This is a genomic window from Herbaspirillum huttiense (assembly GCF_004367745.1).
In the GTDB taxonomy this organism is placed as follows: Bacteria; Pseudomonadota; Gammaproteobacteria; order Burkholderiales; family Burkholderiaceae_D; genus Herbaspirillum; species Herbaspirillum huttiense.
Genome location: NZ_CP037993.1, coordinates 4,589,796 through 4,604,287, shown reverse-complemented (window position 1 = coordinate 4,604,287; position 14,492 = coordinate 4,589,796). Strand labels below are relative to the sequence as shown.

The window sequence follows — 14,492 nt, the reverse complement described above, 5'->3', positions numbered from 1 at the left end:
CTCCCGGCGAGGGGCAGCCCGTTTGAAGTAGACCGGCATACTAAATTTAGTCTGGGACGCCGTTTTTGAGTCGGCCAGTTTCCGGCACAGCGGGACGTCCGATGTATTATCCCGATCAGCAGCAATGCTGAGCCATAGTTCTCAGCGCGTTGTTCCGCGTAGCCTTAGGGCATTCGCGATCACGGATACCGAGCTCAAACTCATCGCGAGTGCTGCCAACATCGGGGACAGAAGCTGCCCCGTGAATGGATAAAGCAGGCCCGCAGCTAAGGGAATGCCTAAGGCGTTATATAAGAATGCAAAGCCGAGGTTCTGACGCATGTTGCGCACCGTTTCAACGGACAGTTCCGTCGCACGCGCGATGGCGCGCAGATCGCCCTTCACCAGGGTGACATGAGCGCTATTGATTGCCACGTCGGTACCGGTCCCCATGGCAATTCCGACATTTGCCTTGGCCAGCGCCGGAGCGTCGTTGATCCCATCGCCCGCCATCCCGACGATCTTGCCTTCGGCCTGGAAACGTTCTACGAGCGCGAGCTTGTCTTGGGGCTTGACCTCCCCGTAGACCTCAGAGATGCCGAGCTTCCCGGCAACAGCTTTCGCCGTGGTTGTGCCATCACCGGTGGCCATGACCACCGTGAGCCCGGCTTCTTTTAGACTGGCCAGCGCTTCCCGTGTAGTTTCCTTCACGGGATCAGAGACCGCTAGCAGCCCCAAAAGCACGCCATTTCTCGCTAGATACATCACGCTAGCACCTTCGGCACGTAAAGCTTCTGCTTCAGCCAGCAGCGGTGTCGAAGAGACGCCTTCCGATTCCATCAGCGTGGTATTGCCCAATGCCACCCGCGCCCCGTTGACTATGCCTCGAACGCCTATACCACTGGAAGATTCAAAGCTGCTGGGTGTCATCAAGGAAAGCTGGCGTCGGCGTGCCTCGGCAACGATAGCGTGCGCTAGTGGATGCTCACTTCCCTGGTCGAGGCTTGCCGCCAGCTGCAACACCTCCGTCTCTTGACTGCCTGGTGCGGCGATTATCCGGTCAAATGCTGGCTTTCCTTCCGTGAGCGTGCCGGTCTTGTCGACGATGAGCGTATCGAGCTTCTTCATGCTCTCAATGGCCGCTGCGTCTCGGAACAGAATGCCTTGGGTTGCGGCACGGCCAGTGGCGGCCATGATGGACATGGGCGTAGCCAGTCCCAGCGCACACGGGCAAGCGATAATCAGCACCGCAACCGCGTTGACAAAGCCATAGACCCAGCTGGGTTGTGGCCCAAAGAATCCCCAGCTAAGCAGCGTCAGCACAGCAATGCCGACCACGATTACGACGAAGTAGCCGGCGACCACGTCGGCCAACCGCTGCATGGGGGCGCGCGAGCGCTGGGCTTGGGCAACCATCTGAACGATCTGCGAAAGCATGGTCTGCGATCCGACCTTCTCGGAGCGGATGATCAGGCTTCCGCTGGCATTGATCGTTGCCCCGATAACCTTGTCACCTGGTCGCTTGGTAACGGGGACCGGTTCGCCAGTCAACATCGACTCGTCAATGGCGCTCTCTCCCTCCACGACCACCCCGTCAGTAGCGACTTTTTCGCCTGGTCGGACCCGTAGCAGGTCGCCAATATGAACGTTACTCAAGGGGATATCTTCTTCCGTACCATCTGCAGCGATCCGTCTAGCTGTTTTAGGTGCCAAGCCGAGCAGTGATTTGATGGCGGCAGAGGTCTGCGAGCGCGCCCGTAGTTCCAGGATCTGCCCCAGCAGGGTCAGTGAGATGATGACGGCCGCGGCTTCGAAGTAGACACCGATCCGCCCGTGTTCCATGAAGGCCTTGGGGAATAGCTCGGGGAAGACGGTTGCGACCACACTATAGCCATAGGCGGCTACCACGCCCGTGCTGATCAGGGTCCACATATTGGGACTGCGGTGGACGATCGAGTCGACACCGCGAGTCAAGAACGGCCATCCGGCATAGAGGACCACGGGCGTACCGAGCGCGAGCTCGATCCAGCTTTGACCGATCAGGCCATGTGGAAATATGCGGCCGCCGGCCATGGCCAGCACCGTCACGAGCACCGTCAAGGGTAACGTGAGCCAGAATCGCCTTTGGAAGTCCCGCAGCTCAGGGTTCTCCTCTTCTTGGTCCGACGGTAGCAGTGGCTCCAGGCTCATCCCACAGATGGGGCAATTTCCCGGCGAGGCCTGCCTGACTTGCGGGTGCATGGGGCATGTATAGACGGTTCCGTCAGACGATACCGTGCTTACATCGGGCTTTGATGAATCTCCGACAAATGCGGCTGGATTAGCACGAAACCTGCCCATGCACTTGTCACTGCAGAAGTAAAAGTCTCTCCCGCCGTGTTCAATCCTCCGGTATGGATCGGGAGCCACCATCATGTGGCAAACCGGATCAGTCTGGCTTTTTTCCGGGGGAGATCCCGCTTCAACGGCTGGAACTGGTGCGGCGTGATGATGGTGGTGGTGTTCATCCATAGTTACTGCTCTCCCGTGTCAGGTATATCCAGCAGGTAACGTGAGGGGCACATGAAGCGCGGCCTCACGTCGTCAGCGGCTTACTTCGACGTTGGAATTTCCATACAGTCCATCATCATCTGCATGGTCATCTGCATCATGTCCATTTGCTTCTGCATCCCCGCAGGGGATGGCAGCGATTTATGCTCCGCCCTGGCTGCCATCATGCCTTGCATCATGGCCATACTGTCTTTCATCGTCTTCATGTGATCCGCCATCAATTGGCGGCGTTCCTCAAGAGAAGCGGTGCTCATCATCTTTTGATGCATCTCGCGCATGGCTTTTATCTGGCTATCCATCTGCACCATGGGTGCACCTGCTGCGGCAGATTTCGCGGGAGAGGCAGTTGCAGCCGCCTCGGGATGATGTCCTTCGTGCTCAGTTGCGTTTTGGGCCGGTGTAGCAACCGAAAATGTTGCCATCGCGACCGCGCCGATCAGGTGGGTGAAACGCTTCATGATTTCTCCTCGATTCATTAGGAGGCATGCAGATCAGCAGCCTCTATGTGAAGTCTAGTGAGCATAGAAAGACTGCAAGTGATGCAAGTCAAAGCTATGTGAAAACGCTGGTAAGCCTGCCACGGACGAAATGTACCCAGGAGCACGGTAGCGACTAATTTCGTGAGAATTCCTTGCCGGCAAAGTCTACTGTGACCAACTTCCCGTCCATCTTTCCCATCCCGGGTGAGTTCACGGGCATACCTGGTACCGCAACACCTTTTGTCGATCGGGAAGCGATGAGTTTGGCCACAGCTGGGGCCGGAACATGGCCTTCGATCACCTGGCCCGTTGCGTCAACAACGGCGGTATGGCAGGACTGAAGAGGTTCAGGTACGCCAAGGCGCTTTTTAATCCCAGGCATCTCTTTGCTGTCAACGACGTGGAGCTTGTAGCCGGCCTGACTCATGTGTTCTGCCCAAGCCTTGCAGCAGCCGCAGTCAGGGTCTTTGTACACGGTGATGGCTTCCCCGGCCGCGTGCGCAGCAAGAGAGGTCAGAAAGAGCAGGCTCGCAGAGAAGAACTTTTTCATTCGACTGTCAGTGGGAATTAAATTGGCTGACGGGCGGATGTTGTTATCATCGCGTCCGCCGAGAAATGCATGGATAGCTAGCTTATTCAGTCATCGGCCCTAAGGTTCCGAACCAGGCGACAAGCACCAAAATCAGGAAAGCACAGGCAGTTTCAAATAGAAGACTCTTCTGAAGGGCGGTAATTGCTTCACGATGCTCACCGGAGATGTGAGCACGCTCAAGTAAGGGACTGAGTCGGTATCTATTCGCGGCGGCCAAGGCGAGCATCAACGAGAACAAGAATAGCTTCGCGATCAGAAGCTGACCATATTGCGAAGACAGAAGCCCGGCGAAAGTCGGACCGACGATGAGCCAATAGTTGATCGCACCGGTGATCAGCAACGAGCCTACGATGACTGTTCCCATCAAAGCGAAACCATTGAGCGTACGGCTCAGCAACGCAATGTCAGCCGGACCATCTCCATAGCGCCATACCAACATGAGCACGAACACGGCTAAAGCTCCCACCCAGGCGCCTGCAGCCAGTAGGTGAATAATGTCAGCGGCCAAATGCATTTGGCCGCGTACACCCTCATCCATTGCACCATGTCCCCCCCAAGATAAGGTTGCCAAAGCGACGGCACCGGTCAAACTCATGATGCACAATCTGAGGGAATGGGCGCGGGAGACGAATAGTCCTGCCGCGACAAAGAGGACCAGCATTGCAATACGCAGGCACCATGCCATCCCGAACGACGTCTCGGTCAGCATCATTTCGATCATGTGCTCTTCAATCGCACTGACGTCTACGGCCCCGCTCATCGCCTTGACCATCAGTACCATGCTGATGGTCGATAAGAAGATTCCGACCACAGCCAGAGCGACGGCCAGGTTAGAGAATTTCTTGGCAAGGACGGATGACCGTTCAGGCTTACGCAAAGCATGTAGTTGAAACAACGGCAGGCCGAAAACGAGCATCAAGACCACATACAGCGCAAAGCGCACCAAAACTGTCATCCAATCCATCGTCAGCTCACTTCACCGTGAAAGTGATCTTGCCGGTGATCGGGTGGGTATCCGAAGAGACCGCGCGCCACTCGATGCTATAGACACCCGGGGTCAAGGGTTGGGTCGGCGTCACTACCATGGTCTTCGGATCATCAGCACCTGATACCTTGGCCGCCACCTTCATGGGCGAACCGCCATGATTCATACCAGGCATCCCGGTCATCAGCAACGTGGCCCCGGAAAACTGTTTGGAGAGGTTTTCGGAGAAGCGCAATTCAATTTTTTCGGGGGCGCTTCCGGTCGAGTTGTCTTCCGGAGTGGAGCCGAGCAGTTTGGGGTGAGCGAAGGCTGCCGTAGCGAAAGCCGCTGCAGCGATGGTGACGGCTGTCTTAGCGAAGAGAGACTGGTAGGACATGGCGATTCTCCTTTGGAGGTGTTGTGGAGGGACAAAGAGGTGGAGACTTAGAATAAAACACGTACACCGGCTACCAGCCGGGTTTCACCCGTATTTCCGCCGGCACCGCGTACATAGCTGGCAGTACGGCCGAAACTCTGGTTGCGCTCGATGCCGACATAGGGCGCAAATTGACGGGTAATCTCATAGCGCAACCTGACGCCGTAGGCGGCACTGGACAGACCTCGTCCGATGCCCAGTTCGGGATCTTCTTTACCGTAAAGGTTAGCTTCGACACGGGGCTGAAGAATCCAGCGCTGCGTCAGTAGCAGTTCATACTCTGCGGCAAGCCGCAAGGCAGTACGACCTTGTTCGCCGACGTAGCCTGTGGCTTCCACTTCAAACCAGTAGGGGGCCAGGCCCTGCACACCGAACGCTAACCAATTACGGCCGGGCCGGTTGCTGCCTACGTCGACACGCAGGCCGAGCTGGGTGTCCCAATAGGGGGTAATCGCATGGCTCCACAGCAATTCGGTCCGGGCGTCGCCCACGCGGCCTTGCTCGATATCGCCTTCAGCCTTGATGAAGAACTTGTCATAAGAATTCCCGATCCAACCTTGGGTGTCGTACGCAATCGAATTGCCATTTCGGGTATGGACACGCTCCAGACGGTCTACCAGGAAAGACCCGAAGGAATGCATGTCCGACATCATCAAGGCGCTGGTGTCTTTCTGCACATAGGGTCCGGTATTGAGGGTGTAGCCGTTGGAATAGCCATTCGGATCACGGGCGTCAGCGGGCGCGGTCGAGCCCATATCCATTCCCCCCATGCCGGATCCCCCCATCTCCATACCGCCATGGTTCATGCCGGCGTGATTCATCGCTCCATGATCCATTGATCCGCCGGCACTGGCGGTACCGCCGTCCATCGAATCCATGCTGTCCATGGTAGTGGCAGCCTGGGTGGCCGAGCTGCCCGGTGCGGCTGTGTGGCCCTCGTGAGACTGCGCCCACGCTGCATTCATGCCGGCCGATGCGAGTGCCAGCACGAGGATCTGAGTTGAGTAACGGGTAAGAGTCATTCTGGGTATGCCTTTCGGTGCAGAACCTGGTTAGCTGACGACGACTTCGCGGAACATGCCCATGTCCATATGGAACATGAGGTGGCAGTGCCAGGCCCAACGGCCCAGGGCGTCTGCAGTGACCAGGAAGCTGATTCGCTGAGCTGGCTGGACCGGAATCGTGTGTCGACGCGCCAGAAACTCGCCATTGGGCGTCTCCAGTTCGCTCCACATCCCGTGTAAGTGCATAGGGTGCGTCATCATTGTGTCGTTGTGCAAAATGACACGCAGACGTTCGCCATAACGGAAATGAACCGGTGTCGACTTACCGAATTCGAGCCCATCAAGCGACCAGGCGTAGCGCTCCATGTTGCCGGTCAGATGAAGCTCAACTTCCCGCTCTGGACCGCGGTTGTCCAGCGGGCCGCCGATAGTGTGCATGTCGGCCAGCGTCAGTACTCGGCGACCATTGTTGCGCAGGCCCACGCCCGGATCGTCCAGGTTGGTACGCGCCGTGTCGACACGGGCATCGGTACTCGGGCCGTATTCGGTGCGAGCATGACGAGCCTTCTTGCTCGGTACTTTCAAGGGATTGGCAGGAGCCATCTGATGCTGGCTGTGGTCCATCCCTTGCATGGACTGAGCGCCGCCATCCATGTTCTGCATCGGTGTGTTGCTGTCCATGGAATCCATGCTGTCCATGCTGGACATCGAGTCCATGTTCATCGAGGACATGTTGCCCATGGCGCCATGGTTCATGTGCCCCATGGCACCGTGATCCATTCCCCCCATGGAAGACATATCTCCCATCATGTCACCCATGCTGAGCCACTCCGGCTTGTCGACTGCCGGCACGGGGGCGGTTAGCCCAGCACGTGTGGTCAGCGTGCCACGAGCGTAGCCGGTGCGGTCCATGGTCTGGGCAAACACGGTGTAAGCATCTTCCTTGGGCTCGACCACCACATCGCAGGTTTCCCCCGGTCCAAAACGGAACTCATCTACGCTGATCGGCTCGATATCCACGCCGTCGACTTGAACCACCTTCAACTTCAATCCAGGAATACGTACGTCATAGAAGGTATTGCCGGATCCGTTGATACAGCGCAGGCGGACTTTCTCACCGGGCTTGAACAATGCGGTCCAGTTGCCTGCCGGCGTGACGCCGTTAGCGAGGAAGGTCAGAACAGCGGAGGACAAGTCCCCCAAATCCGTGGGATTCATGCGCATCTCATTCCACATCGCACGATTATCCATGGCCGCCTTCACGCCATCTTTACGCGCGTCGCGGACAAAGTCCCCAGCCGTCACGCGGTTCAGATTGTAGATGTCCCCTTGTTTTTTGAGTTTGGAGAGGACGGACATCGGATTCTCATCCATCCAGTCCGAGAACAGGATCACGTGTTCCCGATCAGCCAGTTTCTTGCCAGCATCAGCAGGATCGATGACGATAGCGCCATATACCCCGGTCTGCTCTTGCATCCCCGAATGGGAGTGATACCAGTAGGTGCCGCTTTGCTTTACCTTGAATTTGTAGGTAAAGGTCTCTCCGGGAGCAATTCCTGCAAAGCTGATCCCAGGTACACCATCCATTTGAAACGGCAAAATAATGCCGTGCCAGTGAATCGAAGTATGTTCACGCAGCTTGTTGGTGACGTTGATCGTGATCATGTCACCTTCTTTCCAGCGCAAGGTGGGCCCTGGCAGGGAGCCATTGATCGTCGTGGCGATGGACTGCTTGCCCGTGAAATTGACAGCCGATTCAGCGATCACCAGGTCAAACACCTTACCTGTGAGAACGGGTGCCGCCGAGGGGCTCGCCGGTGTTTCAGCAGCCTGAGCCACCGCTTGCATGGCGCGAGACGACAGCCCTAAAAGCACACCTCCGGCGGCCAGCCCTTTGACAAAACGGCGGCGGGAGTTCAAAGGGGACGATGAGTTCGACATAGGATAAAACTCTCCGAAATGGGGATATGGCGCTGATGATAAGTAGCGCTGGCGATCAGTTGGATTACTCGCGCATTACATTCCTGTAATGATCGCATCACTTCGCCGAACTGGACGTACCATGTAGTGGTTGTTCTACATGTTAATACTATGAAACTTCTTGTGGTTGAGGATGAGCCCAAAACCGGTGAGTACGTCCAGCGCGGACTGACCGAGGCAGGGTTCGTTGTTGATTTGGCAAAAAATGGCTTGGACGGCTATCACTTGGCCATGACCGAGCCATATGACTTGGTCATTCTGGACGTCATGCTGCCCGACGTGGACGGCTGGCGCATCGTCCAGTCGCTTCGTGACGCCCAAAAGACGGTCCCCGTTTTGTTTCTGACGGCCCGAGATAGCGTCTCCGACCGCGTCAAGGGGCTGGAGATGGGCGCCGACGACTACCTCGTCAAGCCATTCGCTTTTTCCGAGCTACTGGCGAGGGTGCGTACCTTGTTGCGTCGGGGTAGCAGCGTATTGCTACAAGATCGGTTGACGGTGGCTGATCTCGTGCTCGACCTCCCGCGACGCACTGCCAGTAGAGGCGGCCGGAAGCTGGTGCTTACAAGCAAGGAATTTGCCTTACTGGAGTTCTTGGCGCGACGCCGTGGTGAGGTATTGCCGCGCTCTTTGATTGCATCGCAGATCTGGGACATCAATTTCAGCAGCGACACCAATGTGATCGATGTGGCGATTCGCCGGCTAAGGGCGAAGGTCGACGATGGTTTTGATCTCAAGCTGATCTTGACTGTTCGAGGAGTCGGCTACATTTTGGATGCACCGGAGCTCGCAGAAAGCTCAGCATGATACGGCAACGCTCCCTCACCCTCCGGCTCGCAGGGCTCTTCGCCGTGGCTTCGACTGCCGTGCTCGTAGGACTGGGCCTACTCATTACGTCCACAGTCGCTAAACATTTCACGGAACAGGATGAGCAACTCCTTGAAAAAGAATTGCAGCTTATCCGAAAAGTAGTACAGGAGCGAGGTGCGCAAGAAGTGAATTCCACTTTCGGAGAGGCTCTTCATAATCATCCGGATTTTTATGTCTACATCGGCTCGCCAGACGGAGTGACGCGTTACTCGACGCTGGGAGAAGCTACTACACAGATTTTAGCCGCCGCCCACACTGTCAGGGCTGGCCGTTTCTTTGCCATTGCACATGGTGGTCACCAAGAGTTCCAGGCAATCAAGGCTCACTTGAAAGACGAGAAAAGCGGCGAGGATCTGCAAATCGTCGTGGCCGTCGATACGGAAATCCATGAGCACTTCATGCGTAATTTTCAGACGACCTTGGTGCTATACGTGACTGGATCTGCGCTGATTGTAGTCTTGCTAAGCTGGTGGGCGGCGCGGCGCGGGTTGGCGCCGTTGCGAGCGATGTCGGATAAGGTGCAGGCGGTCTCTTCGCATAACTTCGGCGAACGCATGCCCGTCGAGACCTTGCCCATCGAAATCGCGGACCTTGCGGCCAAGCTAAACGCGATGCTGGAGCGTCTTCAACGCGACTTTAATCGCATCACCGAGTTTTCTACTGATATTGCCCACGAGTTGCGCACGCCCATCACCAACTTGCTCACGCAAACGGACGTGGTGCTGACCCAGCAGCGAACGAACGAGGCCTATCGGGACACACTTTCCTCCAATGCAGAGGAATTGCAACGACTCGCTAGAACCATTTCCGACATGCTGTTCTTGGCACAGACCGAGAACGGTATCAGTCTGCCTAGTCATGAGGCATTGAGCCTGCACGAAGAAACGGCGGAGCTTTTCGACTTCTACGATGCACTCGCCGAAGAGAAAGAAGTGCGATTACAGCTTTCCGGAGAGGCGTTCATCAAGGGGGATCGTCTCATGGTACGCCGCGCTTTGAGCAACTTGATCTCCAATGCGATGCGCTACACGCCTTCGTCCGGAAGCATCGCTGTGTCGATTAGCAAGTCTGCGACCAACGTCATCGTACATGTCGAAAACGACGGCCCCGAGATCCCAGCGGAGCATCTACCGCATTTATTTGAGCGTTTTTACCGCGCAGACAAATCGCGTACGAAGGCCGACACGGATTCGGCTGGCCTGGGACTATCCATTACCAAGGCCATCATGCATGCCCATCAGGGCGATGTAACCGTGAAATCAGAACAGGGAAAGACGAGTTTCAGTCTGATCTTTCCTCGTACAGTGGCCTAAGGAAGCGGATTGCGCAGGACGTAAAAAAAGCCACTGAAACGACAAGCGCGACAGTGGCAAATTAGGGAGAGAAGCCCTAAGCGAGCATAAAAAGGGCTGATTACGCGCCTTGATAAAGAGAAGTCGTGGAGCTGCGGGCCTCTGTCGATTCACGCTTCACGTCCGCGCGCGATTTCTGCGAAGGTGCTTGGCGAACGATCGGATAATCGTTGCCGTTGGTGATCAGCCCTGCGTTTTGAGCCTGCTTCAATTCAGCGATCACTTCGGCGCGCGTCTTGGTGCTGGTGAACGGCACGACCGGGTAGTTGTTGCGCGCCGTAACGTTGGCCGCGTCACGCTGGTTGATGTCGGATGCGTAGGTCTGGGCAGAGGCCGCACCGGCTGCAAGTACCAGCAAAGAAAAAGCAAATGCGCGAGAGGTGGTAATCATATCGTTTCTCCTAAAATCATTTCAGAAAGCCCGCTCGAAGGGGCTGGTCGACCAACCTCAGGTAGGACTGATGTTTGATCGTTGAAGAGGATTTTAAAGAGGCTCTCCGCACAGAGACATTGCACGCCAATTACATTCCCGTAATGGTGAATTTCAGTTTCATTAGCCGTCAGCGCGGCGCTATATTGATAGAACATTGCCCCGTTTTGTGACGGCATGAACAGCGTCGTTGCGCAGATAACACTTAAAGGAAAGCATAATGACTATCTATAGGAATAAGGCGTTCAGGAACATATGCGCCGTTACCGGGGTGGCGATACTGGTCGCCGCATGCGCTACCACCCACGAGGACAAAGAGAGCACGCTGCCTTGCACGATTATGCAGCAGAGCAGTCGTTGTGCCGAGGTGCCGATGAGTGATCTACAAAGCGAGATGGCCGTCAAAAAATTTAAGCCAGCTCCGTCTGGGTCTTATTACCTCTACGTTAGCCGTCCTTACAGTCAAGAGCGCTCCCATCAGGCCAAGGTGTACCTGGATGACAAGCTCGTCACAGCACTCGCCCCGCAGACCTTTGCTAGGCTGAGGGTGGCACCTGGCATCCATACTCTGAAAGTCACCGTGCCCTCTAGCAAGGACGTTGAGGAAACGATAGATCCAACGGGTGCTACCTTCCTTGAGTATCAGATAGTAGAGTCTTTCTTTAGCGCTGTTCCTACGCTGAAGATCCAAGATGAAGGTGTCGCCAAGAAGATGTTGGAACGCTTGCGCCTGGTGGCACCACCGAACGGCGAAGACTAACTAGATCAGACGCGGTGATTACATAAACGTAATGGCCCGGACGCGGGCTGGTAATCTTCGGGTGCATAGAATGAAGGCTCATTAATTTTTGTGGAGCCAATCATGAAGGTCACCTTTGCTGCCGCTACGGCCTCAATTGTTCTACTTGCATCGCTTGTCGGCCTTAGCGCACCAGCGACCGCACAAGTCGCTGATCCTTACGGAATGTCCGTGTCCAATGCATTGGTTGATCGGGAGATTCAAATCGATCCTTCGACTAAGTACGTCAATGTGAATCAGGGTGAAACTATTCGTTTCGTCGCTCAAGGAAAAAGTTTCGTATGGAAGTTCGACACTTTCGGTCGGCGACCATTCGAACTCGCAAAAATTGCTCCGGCCGATTTTGCAGCGCCGAATGCCGTCGTCTATCTGGGATTGAATCCCCTCTACCACAGCCGTTAATCACGAGAATCGATTGACCTGATATTCCAGCGTGTCCGGCAATCCAGATCGGTTGTTGCGTGTGTTGGAGAAAGCTAATTTTGGGCTAGTCACTGCGCCGGCTGAGGCATACCTCGGCCGGATGGCCCCAAATGTCGGCTTTCGCCGAAGGTCGTTCCGATTCGCAACACGCTGCTGGCCGCGCCGAAGGCTGGGGAAAATGTTTGTTGGTCGAGATGGTGGTCGTTTGTACGCATGGACTAGCGAGTCCGTTCTCGCACCAGTCGTAGGAGACCAGATCAACTAGCGTAGTCCGGATCTCCAGCAAGAGTCTGGATGACTGCCTCCGAAGTTTTGTCAATTTCGGCAATAACGCCCAGCCAGTGAGCGATGACCCGTTTTACGCTAGGGCCGGGTTGAGTTTCGCGCCACAAAGAAAGCAGCCGGTGATAGCCTAAAAGGTCAGCACGCTGCACACAGTAAGCTGTGATCATTTGCGTGATCGCTATGTCCCCCAGCGCCTCAGGGACACTGCGTAGACGCCGAGCCAGGCCAACCTGTTTCTGCGTATTTTCCTGCATTAAGCGCAATTGTTCGATGATCTTCGGCAAGCCCATTGGATCTGGGTGCGTAACCACTTTGAATTCGTGGTCGCTGTTGTTAGCGGTCACCTGCAATACGTCATGCTGATCGACCCGCACGAGATAGGCACTCTTGATTGCGCTGTGTAGCCACGGAAATAGCAGGCGCTTCTGTCTGACCACTGCCCGCAAATCTTGTTTGAATCCCTGTTCCAAGCCTGGCCGAGGCTCCTTGCGATTGTCAGCATGAATCCGCTCCCATAGCCGTCCAATCTGTTCTTCTTGTTGATCCAGCGAATCGAAGAGCGCAATGTTCCAGCCCAAGCAACAAATCATCACAGCTTTTTCTCGATCAGCTAACTGGTCAACGTAAAGAATGTGTGGCAACGCGAACGTCGAAAAACATTCAGCCACGTTGTAAGACTTCAGTTTCATGCTCGACCGTCGAGGAGGAATTTTGAGTGAGGAAGAAATTCAAGCGAGGAGAATACAGCGCTCGATCCGCTTACTATACCGACAATGCCATATCATTGCGAAACCTACATTTTGAGAGCGGAAAATTTTGCGTGGATCAGGTCTGTCAGGTTGCGGGCTGATCGTACGCCGCCAGTGGCGTATCACGTATTAAAGCTGGAGTTTACGAAAGTTCGCAGCTGAGTCAGATCTGTCTTGGAATAAGCAGCGGTGGTCTGCACGGATGCGTGACCCAACAATGCCTGCGCAACGGGCAGTGGTACCTGATGATCGACTACCAAGGCTTTGGCATAGGCGTGGCGTAACCAATGGGGCGAGGCGGCGCTCAGCAGTGAAGCTTGCATTGGATCGTCGGTCTCCAGTGTGGCAGCGACCGATGTAAAGATGGCCTTGACCTCCCTGTACAGTCCCGCTTCGCGTAGCGTTCCCCCCTTGAGCCCGTGAATCAGGGGCAGCACTTCGTGCGGGGCCGGAGCTGGCGGCAGGCCGCGTGCAGATCGATAGGAGGAAACGGGTTCGATGATAACGTTGGGTAGGGGTACAGCCCTAGGTTTGTTGCCTTTACCGTCCACATACAAGGTCCACTGGCCGTCCATGTCAACTGCTATGCGGGGCAGATTGGTATCGATTTCCCACGCGAGCTCTGCGAGCCGAATCCCGCCGTATCGATACAGTACCCAGATGGCCCGGCGGCGCAACATGGCAATATCTGGTGCCTCGACGCATTTCTTCATCCACGCGTCGCATGCGCAAAGTGCTGCGGTAGGTAAAAATCGTTTGGGTGCAAATTCATTTCTTGCCTGGAGGCCGACAACCAAGCCCGAGGCCGGGTTCGCGATCAGATAACGGGTATCAAACCAGTATTGAAAGAGGCTCGCCACAACAGCAAGTGCGCGAGCCTGGGAGCGGTCGCCGACGGCAATAACGCGCCGCTGGCCATCAGTATCAACGCTTATGCGCGGTCTACGCAGGTAATCTCTATAGCGGAGCAAATCGTTCCTGGTAAGGTCAGAAAGCGGGCCAATATCCTGGTCGCGGCACCAGCCAATAAGTCGCCGTAGGTCGGCCCCGTAGGCGCGCAGAGTGTGGCGTGATCGGCTTGCCCGATCTCGCAAGAACAGCGAAGTCGCCAGGGTATCGTTCTGGACAGCCAAGGTATTCGTGGTGGACTCGCCATTGACGAAGCGCCCACCGCGTGACAACCACGCCGACAGCGAGGCTACACGGTGGGGATCAATTATAGCGAGCCAGTTGTGCTCCTCCTCGCGGTCTGGCGTCAGCTGTGTAGCCTGTTCTTGCAGGCGGAACCGCTGCCGATGGTTACGCAGGAGGCGCTCCATCACATCTGCCGGCGCCGGTGCGCTGCTTACTTCAGCAGTACGAAGTCGACCGCTTTCCCACCATTCGACCGCTTCGGAATGATCAAGAAGCAGATTAAACAGTACCGGCTTGGCTGTTTTAGCTTCACGCAATGAGGGAAAGGCTTGTTTTACCTTGCGTAGGGTCCATCGCTCATAGCAAGGATGACCCAATGCATGCGTAAGGTAGGTCAGCGCGGCTTCTACCGTCTCTGGCACGAGGACGGGCGGCATCACGCCATGATCGAACCATCGGGCCATGC

The 14,492-nt window shown here is 55.9% G+C and carries 14 protein-coding genes; 4 read left to right on the top strand and 10 right to left on the bottom strand.

Annotated features, from left to right (window positions below; all coding sequences use genetic code 11):
• Positions 1-141: 141 nt before the first annotated feature.
• The 7 genes from E2K99_RS20565 to E2K99_RS20535 all read right to left on the bottom strand — a co-directional run bounded on the left by E2K99_RS20565 (position 142) and on the right by E2K99_RS20535 (position 7,945).
• On the bottom strand, positions 142-2,490 hold the full coding sequence (locus tag E2K99_RS20565) for a heavy metal translocating P-type ATPase (protein ID WP_134223390.1): 2,349 nt from the start codon (positions 2,488-2,490) through the stop codon (positions 142-144).
• A gap of 80 nt (positions 2,491-2,570) precedes the next feature.
• Positions 2,571-2,987 (bottom strand): hypothetical protein, encoded by a 417-nt coding sequence (locus E2K99_RS20560; RefSeq protein ID WP_134223389.1) that lies wholly within the window; start codon positions 2,985-2,987, stop codon positions 2,571-2,573.
• A gap of 154 nt (positions 2,988-3,141) precedes the next feature.
• The gene (locus E2K99_RS20555; RefSeq protein ID WP_134223388.1) at positions 3,142-3,558 is read right to left on the bottom strand and encodes a DUF411 domain-containing protein; all 417 of its coding nucleotides are present in this window, start codon (positions 3,556-3,558) and stop codon (positions 3,142-3,144) included.
• An 82-nt stretch (positions 3,559-3,640) separates the two neighbouring features.
• Positions 3,641-4,564: a copper homeostasis membrane protein CopD gene (copD, locus tag E2K99_RS20550; RefSeq protein ID WP_134223387.1), complete on the bottom strand. Its 924-nt coding sequence runs from the start codon at positions 4,562-4,564 to the stop codon at positions 3,641-3,643.
• Positions 4,565-4,571: 7 nt separating this feature from the next.
• The gene (copC, locus tag E2K99_RS20545; protein ID WP_134222381.1) at positions 4,572-4,961 is read right to left on the bottom strand and encodes a copper homeostasis periplasmic binding protein CopC; all 390 of its coding nucleotides are present in this window, start codon (positions 4,959-4,961) and stop codon (positions 4,572-4,574) included.
• Between the two features lie 47 nt (positions 4,962-5,008).
• The gene (locus tag E2K99_RS20540; protein WP_240733776.1) at positions 5,009-6,022 is read right to left on the bottom strand and encodes a copper resistance protein B; all 1,014 of its coding nucleotides are present in this window, start codon (positions 6,020-6,022) and stop codon (positions 5,009-5,011) included.
• Positions 6,023-6,052: 30 nt separating this feature from the next.
• Positions 6,053-7,945 carry a copper resistance system multicopper oxidase gene (locus E2K99_RS20535; protein WP_134223386.1) on the bottom strand — a complete coding sequence of 631 codons (1,893 nt, stop codon included), beginning with the start codon at positions 7,943-7,945 and terminating at the stop codon, positions 6,053-6,055.
• 150 nt (positions 7,946-8,095) lie between these two features.
• On the opposite strand from E2K99_RS20535, the gene E2K99_RS20530 reads away from it, so the two are divergent.
• Positions 8,096-8,791, top strand: a complete 696-nt coding sequence (locus E2K99_RS20530) for a heavy metal response regulator transcription factor (RefSeq protein ID WP_134222383.1) — start codon at positions 8,096-8,098, stop codon at positions 8,789-8,791.
• Positions 8,788-10,167: a heavy metal sensor histidine kinase gene (locus E2K99_RS20525; RefSeq protein ID WP_134222384.1), complete on the top strand. Its 1,380-nt coding sequence runs from the start codon at positions 8,788-8,790 to the stop codon at positions 10,165-10,167. The genes E2K99_RS20530 and E2K99_RS20525 overlap by 4 nt, the downstream gene beginning before the upstream one ends.
• Positions 10,168-10,267: 100 nt before the next feature.
• Here E2K99_RS20525 and E2K99_RS20520 read toward each other — a convergent pair whose 3' ends face one another.
• Positions 10,268-10,597, bottom strand: a complete 330-nt coding sequence (locus tag E2K99_RS20520; RefSeq protein ID WP_134222385.1) for a DUF4148 domain-containing protein — start codon at positions 10,595-10,597, stop codon at positions 10,268-10,270.
• 259 nt (positions 10,598-10,856) lie between these two features.
• Here E2K99_RS20520 and E2K99_RS20515 point away from each other — a divergent pair, with 259 nt between their 5' ends.
• Positions 10,857-11,396, top strand: coding sequence for a hypothetical protein (locus E2K99_RS20515; protein ID WP_134223385.1), 540 nt, complete (start codon positions 10,857-10,859; stop codon positions 11,394-11,396).
• A 102-nt stretch (positions 11,397-11,498) separates the two neighbouring features.
• A complete protein-coding gene (locus E2K99_RS20510) occupies positions 11,499-11,837 on the top strand; it encodes a CzcE family metal-binding protein (RefSeq protein WP_134222387.1) in 339 nt (112 codons plus the stop codon).
• 278 nt (positions 11,838-12,115) lie between these two features.
• Here E2K99_RS20510 and E2K99_RS20505 read toward each other — a convergent pair whose 3' ends face one another.
• Positions 12,116-12,832: a hypothetical protein gene (locus E2K99_RS20505; RefSeq protein WP_134222388.1), complete on the bottom strand. Its 717-nt coding sequence runs from the start codon at positions 12,830-12,832 to the stop codon at positions 12,116-12,118.
• A 182-nt stretch (positions 12,833-13,014) separates the two neighbouring features.
• Positions 13,015-14,490, bottom strand: coding sequence for a tyrosine-type recombinase/integrase (locus E2K99_RS20500; protein WP_134223384.1), 1,476 nt, complete (start codon positions 14,488-14,490; stop codon positions 13,015-13,017).
• Positions 14,491-14,492: the final 2 nt, after the last annotated feature.

What these genes read in the sequence shown, in the direction of transcription:
- E2K99_RS20565 (WP_134223390.1), bottom strand. Translation starts at nt 2,490, where the DNA reads ATGGATGAACACCACCACCATCATCACGCCGCACCAGTTCCAGCCGTT.
- E2K99_RS20560 (WP_134223389.1), bottom strand. Translation starts at nt 2,987, where the DNA reads ATGAAGCGTTTCACCCACCTGATCGGCGCGGTCGCGATGGCAACATTT.
- E2K99_RS20555 (WP_134223388.1), bottom strand. Translation starts at nt 3,558, where the DNA reads ATGAAAAAGTTCTTCTCTGCGAGCCTGCTCTTTCTGACCTCTCTTGCT.
- copD (WP_134223387.1), bottom strand. Translation starts at nt 4,564, where the DNA reads ATGGATTGGATGACAGTTTTGGTGCGCTTTGCGCTGTATGTGGTCTTG.
- copC (WP_134222381.1), bottom strand. Translation starts at nt 4,961, where the DNA reads ATGTCCTACCAGTCTCTCTTCGCTAAGACAGCCGTCACCATCGCTGCA.
- E2K99_RS20540 (WP_240733776.1), bottom strand. Translation starts at nt 6,022, where the DNA reads ATGACTCTTACCCGTTACTCAACTCAGATCCTCGTGCTGGCACTCGCA.
- E2K99_RS20535 (WP_134223386.1), bottom strand. Translation starts at nt 7,945, where the DNA reads ATGTCGAACTCATCGTCCCCTTTGAACTCCCGCCGCCGTTTTGTCAAA.
- E2K99_RS20530 (WP_134222383.1), top strand. Translation starts at nt 8,096, where the DNA reads ATGAAACTTCTTGTGGTTGAGGATGAGCCCAAAACCGGTGAGTACGTC.
- E2K99_RS20525 (WP_134222384.1), top strand. Translation starts at nt 8,788, where the DNA reads ATGATACGGCAACGCTCCCTCACCCTCCGGCTCGCAGGGCTCTTCGCC.
- E2K99_RS20520 (WP_134222385.1), bottom strand. Translation starts at nt 10,597, where the DNA reads ATGATTACCACCTCTCGCGCATTTGCTTTTTCTTTGCTGGTACTTGCA.
- E2K99_RS20515 (WP_134223385.1), top strand. Translation starts at nt 10,857, where the DNA reads ATGACTATCTATAGGAATAAGGCGTTCAGGAACATATGCGCCGTTACC.
- E2K99_RS20510 (WP_134222387.1), top strand. Translation starts at nt 11,499, where the DNA reads ATGAAGGTCACCTTTGCTGCCGCTACGGCCTCAATTGTTCTACTTGCA.
- E2K99_RS20505 (WP_134222388.1), bottom strand. Translation starts at nt 12,832, where the DNA reads ATGAAACTGAAGTCTTACAACGTGGCTGAATGTTTTTCGACGTTCGCG.
- E2K99_RS20500 (WP_134223384.1), bottom strand. Translation starts at nt 14,490, where the DNA reads ATGGCCCGATGGTTCGATCATGGCGTGATGCCGCCCGTCCTCGTGCCA.